This window comes from Aminobacter sp. UC22_36 (assembly GCF_044056035.1).
GTDB lineage: Bacteria > Pseudomonadota > Alphaproteobacteria > Rhizobiales > Rhizobiaceae > Aminobacter.
The window spans coordinates 1,271,277-1,277,500 of the sequence record NZ_CP171996.1 but is presented as its reverse complement, the minus strand read 5'-3'; the positions used below and the strand labels follow the sequence as shown (position 1 = coordinate 1,277,500).

6 protein-coding genes (1 of these 6 only partly in view) are annotated in these 6,224 nt (G+C 64.8%); 4 read left to right on the top strand and 2 right to left on the bottom strand.

Going from position 1 to position 6,224, the window contains the following annotated elements; translation table 11 throughout:
- On the top strand, nt 1-1,948 hold the 3' portion of the coding sequence (locus ACHMW7_RS09520) for a M23 family metallopeptidase (protein WP_395451298.1). It extends 20 nt beyond the left edge of the window; the window shows 1,948 of its 1,968 coding nt (coding positions 21-1,968); the start codon falls outside the window, past its left edge; the stop codon is at nt 1,946-1,948.
- A 91-nt stretch (nt 1,949-2,039) separates the two neighbouring features.
- Here the strand turns inward: ACHMW7_RS09520 and ACHMW7_RS09515 are convergent, their stop codons facing one another.
- A complete protein-coding gene (locus ACHMW7_RS09515; protein ID WP_395450022.1) occupies nt 2,040-3,560 on the bottom strand; it encodes an MFS transporter in 1,521 nt (506 codons plus the stop codon).
- A 595-nt stretch (nt 3,561-4,155) separates the two neighbouring features.
- On the opposite strand from ACHMW7_RS09515, the gene ACHMW7_RS09510 reads away from it, so the two are divergent.
- Genes ACHMW7_RS09510 through ACHMW7_RS09500 form a run of 3 tightly spaced genes read left to right on the top strand, consistent with a single transcriptional unit; the run spans nt 4,156 to nt 5,656 of the window.
- Nucleotides 4,156-4,836, top strand: coding sequence for a glutathione S-transferase family protein (locus ACHMW7_RS09510; protein ID WP_395450021.1), 681 nt, complete (start codon nt 4,156-4,158; stop codon nt 4,834-4,836).
- A gap of 15 nt (nt 4,837-4,851) precedes the next feature.
- Nucleotides 4,852-5,193 carry an ArsR/SmtB family transcription factor gene (locus ACHMW7_RS09505; protein WP_395450020.1) on the top strand — a complete coding sequence of 114 codons (342 nt, stop codon included), beginning with the start codon at nt 4,852-4,854 and terminating at the stop codon, nt 5,191-5,193.
- Nucleotides 5,186-5,656 (top strand): SRPBCC family protein, encoded by a 471-nt coding sequence (locus ACHMW7_RS09500; protein ID WP_395450019.1) that lies wholly within the window; start codon nt 5,186-5,188, stop codon nt 5,654-5,656. The genes ACHMW7_RS09505 and ACHMW7_RS09500 overlap by 8 nt, the downstream gene beginning before the upstream one ends.
- A gap of 23 nt (nt 5,657-5,679) precedes the next feature.
- Here ACHMW7_RS09500 and ACHMW7_RS09495 read toward each other — a convergent pair whose 3' ends face one another.
- A complete protein-coding gene (locus tag ACHMW7_RS09495) occupies nt 5,680-6,174 on the bottom strand; it encodes a GNAT family N-acetyltransferase (protein ID WP_395450018.1) in 495 nt (164 codons plus the stop codon).
- Nucleotides 6,175-6,224 lie beyond the last annotated feature (50 nt).

Genomic DNA, 6,224 nt, shown 5'->3' with positions numbered 1-6,224 from the left:
CATAGCCGAGCTCGGCAATGAGCCGCCGCTTATCGCGGATGGCCGCGCCGGTCCCCCGGACCGTCGCGAGGTCTCGGCACGCTGGCTTTCAGGCACCTTCCTCACCGGCGTGACCTCTTCGGTCCTGATGGGCGTGGCACTGTTTGCCGCCCTCGACGGCCGCGAGAAGCTCGCCACCCCACCCGAGATCGCCGAACTGGCAACCCTTGCCGCCGGCGGCGACGCCGGCGAGCGCGCCAAGACCACGCGGCTTGCGCCGCTGCGCCAGATCGCCAAGGCCAAGGACCGGCGGCGCATGGAAGTCTCCATGCTGACCAGGGAAGGCGACCGCGAAGTCATTCGCACGATGCCTTTCGTCCAGATCAAGATGGCGCTTGCCGCCTCGCATCCGACATCACGCAGCTATCCCGCCTTCGATCCGCTGACGGTGTTTGCCGAGGACGGCCCGGCACAGCCGGCGGCGGCAGCCGCGACCGGCCAGATCTACGGCGTCAAGGTCGAGAGCGAGATGAGCCTCAAGACCGTCGACTTTCCGATCGAGACCGCGGCCTTCGACGAGACCTCGGCACTGAGCGCCAACGAAGTCGAAACCGTCGTCCGCGACGCTGGCGGCGACCTGACCGAAGGCGACATCCAGGTCGCCTCATTGCATTATGTCGACCCGCAGCGTTTTGGCGATGCCTTCGCCGACCAGACGCTCGCCGGCTCCTACGGCATCAAGATCGTGCCCGAAAACGTCTCGGTCACGGCCCGCGCCGATGTCGACCCCGAGACACTGTCTTATGCCGAAGACATCATCGCCTTCGAAAAGGACCGCAAGATCGTCGATGCGCTGGCTGACTCAGGTTATGCCGGTGAAGACGCGCAAGGCATGGCCAATGCGGTCTCGCGCCTGCTCAATGCCACGGCGCTGAAGGCTGGCACTGTGCTGCGCATCGGCCTTGAAGTTCGCGGCGATGTCGGCAAGATCGTGCGCACCAGCGTCTACGACCGCACCCAGCATATCCTGACCATTGCGCTCGATGACCGCAACCAGTTCGTCCCCGGCGACGAGCCCGAGCCGAACCCCGAGATCGCCACCGCCTTCGAAGATACCCCGACCGTGCCGACGACGTCGCGCGGGGCACTGCCCACCGTCTATGACGGCATCTACCGGGCGGCCTATTCCTATGGCATGTCGCAGGACATGACCAAGAAGCTGGTCAGGCTGCTCTCGTCCGACGTCGACTTCCAGTCGCGCCTCAATCCGTCCGACCGCATCGAGGTGTTTTTCTCGCAGCCCGACGGCGACGACAAGGCTTCGGCCGATTCCGAGCTGCTTTATGTCTCGGCGAATTTCGGCGGCAACACCCGCAACTTCTACCGCTTCCAGATGGGCGACGGTGCGGTCGACTATTTCGACGAGGACGGCCGCAGCGCGCGCCAGTTCCTGCTGCGCAACCCGCTGCCCAACGGCAAGTTCCGCTCCGGCTTCGGCGGCCGCAAGCACCCGATCCTCGGCTACGTCAAGATGCACACCGGCGTCGACTGGGCAGCGCCGACCGGCACGCCGATCATCGCCTCGGGCAACGGCGTTGTCGAAAAGGCCGGCTGGGCCGGCGGCTATGGCAAGCAGACGATGATCCGCCATACCAATGGCTACGAGACGTCCTACAATCACCAAAGCCGCATCGCGCCCGGCGTCGTTCCCGGCGCCCGCGTCCGCCAGGGCCAGGTCATCGGTTATGTCGGCACCACTGGTCTGTCGACCGGCGCGCATCTGCACTACGAGCTGATCGTCAACGGCACCAAGGTCGACCCGATGCGCGTGCGCCTGCCCACCGGCCGCGTGCTCAAGGGCGACGAACTTGTCGCCTTCAAGCGCGAGCGCGAGCGTATCGACGACCTGCTCAAGGACGAAAACAAGGATGCGCTGAAGGTCGCGAGCACCGCCAAGGTCAGCGGCTAGAGCAATTCCAGGAAAACTGCGCGGCGGTTTTCGGTCCGGGATTGCCTAACAACAAGCAGGTAGTCGCGTTTCGAAGAAAAGCGAAAAACCTCTAGGCCTTTTCCTTCCTTTTCCATGACGGCTGGGTGACCCAGGCGACGGCTGCGGCGACGAAACACATCGCAGCCGAGATCGCGGCGATGGCCGTAAAGGCGCTGTTGGTCGCCGCCACCCGCAACGCTTCGGCGCCCGCGTCGAGCGGTGCCGCAACGAAGGCGCCGAATTCCGCGCCGGGTGCCGCCGTTCCCACTGTATTGGCAAAGACCACGCCGGCGACGGCACCCAGCGAGGCCACCGCCATCAGGCCGGCGGCCCGGGCCAGCGCGTTGTTGATGCCCGAGGCAAGCCCGGTGTCTTCTTCGGGTGTCGCCCGCATCACCGCCGCCGACACCGGCGACACGACGATCGCCATGCCGAGGCCCTTGAGCAGCAGGATCGGGAAGGTCACCTGCCACAACATCATCAGCGGCATGGTCAGCGCCAGGCCGACATATGAGATGCCGACGATCGCCGCACCTGTTGTCAGCGGCCAGCGCGGGCCGATGGCGTCGGAGAGCCGGCCCGAATAACTCGACAGGCCGGCGATGAACAAGGACAGCGGCAAAAACAGCAGGCTGGCTTCCCATTCCCTCGCGCCCCAGCCCGACACGACGGTCATCGGCAGGAAAAACAGCACGGCGTTGAAGGCGAAAAACAGGATCAGCGTGTAGAGATTGGCGCCGGTGAAGGCGCGCGAGGCAAACAGCTCGAGCTTGACCATCGGCGCCCGCGCCCATTTTTCCCAGATGATGAAGCCGGCGAAGATGACAGCGCCAAGCGCAATCCACGCCCAGGGCGAGACCGAGCGGTCCTCGGCCGGCAGGCCGAAGGCGGTCAGCCCCCAGGCCATCAGCCCGAGACCTGCAGTCGCCAGGATCGCGCCGACGAGATCGAGCCGGCGCTTCGACGACGGCCGGTCCTGCGGCACCTTCTTGAGCAGCATGGTGAGCGCGACGAGCCCGATCGGCACGTTGATGGCGAAGATCAGCCGCCACATCCATTCGGCGCCGAACGACAGCACCATGCCGCCGACGAAGGGGCCCATCGCGGTGGTCAGCGACGAGAATGCCGCCCACTGGCCGATGGCCTTGCCGCGTGTCGCATTGGGATAGGATTTGGCAATCAAGGCAAGGCTGCCCGGCACCATCAGGGCAGCACCGATGCCCTGGGCGGCGCGCATGATGATCAGCATTTCGGCATCGACGGCGAGCGCGCAAGCGGCCGAGGTGATCATGAACAAAACGATGCCGGTGGCGAAGATGTTGCGGACGCCAAAGACATCGCCGGCCGCCCCGCCAAGCAGGACGAGCGCCGACAAAAACAGCATGTAGCCATTGCTGATCCACTGGGCGTCGACAAGCGAGGCGCCGAGGTCGGCCCGGATGACCGGCATGGCCAGCGACACCACCGAACCGTCGATGAAACCCATGCTGGAGGCAAGGATCGCCGAGACCAGCACGTAGCGCCGCGCCTCAGGCGGGCAAAAGACGTTGTTGTTGTTGGCCGGGGCCGGCAGGGTGTCGGAAATGTCCATCGCTTGAGACTATGTGGGCAAGCGTGGCGCGGGAAGTGACCAGGGGGACGATTTGTGGAAGCCAGGCGACATGGGCTTTCGTCGCTCTCGCATTTTTCCCCGCCGTTCCGCTTCCGTGGGCTTGAAGCACTTGCGCTTTTCGGCGGCCACGCGGGCGCTCGTCCAACGCACCCCCGGCGTAGTCCCGGTGGTGGTGCGCTGCGACGCAAACATTCGACATAGCGATCCTTCGCGCCCCCCTCTGGCCTGCCGGCCATCTCCCCCACAAGGAGGGAGATTAGTCGCGTCGCCGGCGGCGCCTATCCTGCAACATTGCAACAGCAAGCATTGCAACGCAGGCGATTGGCTGCGGTGTCGATGAAGGCGTGATCTCCCTCCTTGTGGGGGAGATGCCCGGCGGGGCAGAGGGGGGTGCGAAGGATCGCGACCGATGAGATGCTGCGAAAAAATCATCGACCGTGGAAAACCTCACCACATTTGACACTTGGTGTCCGCCAGCCGAAGCCAAATAGTTTCCGTTGTCGGAAACTTTCGCTTGCCAACCCCGCCAAGCCGCAATAGTTTCCCCTTAAGGAAACAATCTGGATCCCCCGCAATGGCGCTGACGCTTTACACCCATCCCCTCGCCTCGTTCTGCCACAAGGTGCTGATCGCCTTTTACGAGAACGGAACCGAGTTTCATCCGGTGACAGTCGATCTCGGCGACCCCGGCGAAACGGCGGCGCTGACGGCGAAGTGGCCGGTCGGCAAGATCCCGGTGCTGCACGACGGGGCGCGCGACCGCGTGGTGCCGGAAACCAGCATCATCATCGAATATGTGCAGCAGCATTATCCCGGGCCGCTGCAGATGCTGCCCGCCGATGCCGACGCGCGCCTTGACGCCAGGCTGTGGGAACGTTTCTTCGATCTGTATATCAGCGTGCCGATGCAGAAGATCGTGACCGACAGGATACGGCCCGAAGGCGGCAACGATCCGGTCGGCGTGGCAGAGGCGCGGCGCACGCTCGACACCGCCTATCAGATGATCGAGAGCCAGCTTATGGGAAAGACCTGGGCGACAGGCGAAGACTTCACCATCGCCGACTGCTCAGCCACACCAGGCCTGTTCTACGCCTCGATCGTGCACCCCTTCGCCCGCGGCCAGCACAATCTCGCTGCCTATTTCGAGCGGCTGGTCGCGCGCCCGTCGGTACGGCGCACACTTGCCGAGGCGCGCCCCTATTTCCACTTCTTCCCCTATCGCGAAGCCATGCCGGAACGGTTTCTCCATGACTAGGGACGAGAGGCAGCGATGATCGAAGCACAACAACTGGACCGCGTTTTCACCGCCCTTGCCGATGCCGGGCGGCGCGGCATGGTCGAGCGCCTGAGCCTGGGGCCGGCAACCGTCAAGCAGCTGGCCGAGCCAAACGGCATGCGGCTGCCCTCGGCGCTGAAACATCTGAAGGTGCTCGAGGACGGCGGCATCGTCGCCTCGCGCAAGGTCGGGCGGACCCGCACCTACACGATCGAACCCAAGGCCTTGTCCGGCATCGACGACTGGGTGCGGCAGCGGCAGACTGCGATGAACCAGGCATTCGACCGCCTCATCCAGGCAATGAAGGATTTTCCCGAGGAGCAAGTGAATGACTGATGTGGCGCACAAGACCTTTGTCATCGAGCGCGCGCTGCCGGCATCCCCCAAACACGCCTTCCGCTTCTGGTCGGAGCCAAAACTCAAGCGCGCCTGGAACGACTGCCATCCCGACTGGACCGAGCTCGAGGACAGCTTCGATTTCCGCGTCGGCGGCATCGAAGCCAAAAGCTGGCGCATGCCCGATGGCGCGGAGCTGGCTTTCCGCGCCGTCTATTTCGACATTCTGGCCGAACAGCGCATCATCTATGGTTTTGAGATGAGCCATGGCGGCCAACGCATCTCGGCGTCGCTGGCAACGATCGAGCTTGCAGCCGAAGCCGGCCGGACACGGATGAAATTCACCGAGCAGCTGGCCTTTCTCGGCACCGCCGAGGCGATGGCGGCGCGCATTACCGGCACCGAAACGGGCTTCGACCGGCTGGTCGATATCCTCGCCAGGGAGACGGCGCGCGTGCACTGAGCGTTTGCCGTCACATGCCCGGCTCAGCCCGCTTCGAAGCCGGCGTGATAGACGATTTCGCCGCGGGCAATGTCGTCGCCGAAGGCCAGGCGCTGGACATATTCAGGCGGGATGCCGCCATAGCTGACGCCGGGGTCGGCGACGAAACCGAAGCGGCTGTAATAGGCCGGATCGCCGATCAGGACACAGCCCCTGGCGCCCATCTGCCTGAGCGCTTCGAGCCCATGGCGGATCAGCGACTGGCCGATGCCCCTGCTTTGGCTTTCGGGCCAGACCGACACCGGGCCAAGACCGTACCAGCCGTCAGCACCGCCGACGGTGACGGGCGAAAAGGCGACGTGCCCGAGGATCTCGCCATTGTCCTCCGACACCAGCGACAGGGTCAGCGCCCCGGCATCGCGCAAGGCGTCGACGATCGCCGCCTCGGTCTGGCTCGCATGCGGCGCATGGGCGAATGCAGCACGGGTCAGCGTGCGGATGGTGTCGACGTCGGCGGGCTGTTCGGGGCGGATGGTCATCCCAGGCTTCCTCGATCTCGTGGGCATTTGCCGGCAGGTTTTGCCCGAAT

Excerpts from the sequence above, each read along its gene's own strand:
- ACHMW7_RS09510 (WP_395450021.1), top strand. The coding sequence starts at position 4,156 with ATGGCGCTGACGCTTTACACCCATCCCCTCGCCTCGTTCTGCCACAAG.
- ACHMW7_RS09500 (WP_395450019.1), top strand. The coding sequence starts at position 5,186 with ATGACTGATGTGGCGCACAAGACCTTTGTCATCGAGCGCGCGCTGCCG.
- ACHMW7_RS09515 (WP_395450022.1), bottom strand. The coding sequence starts at position 3,560 with ATGGACATTTCCGACACCCTGCCGGCCCCGGCCAACAACAACAACGTC.
- ACHMW7_RS09495 (WP_395450018.1), bottom strand. The coding sequence starts at position 6,174 with ATGACCATCCGCCCCGAACAGCCCGCCGACGTCGACACCATCCGCACG.
- ACHMW7_RS09505 (WP_395450020.1), top strand. The coding sequence starts at position 4,852 with ATGATCGAAGCACAACAACTGGACCGCGTTTTCACCGCCCTTGCCGAT.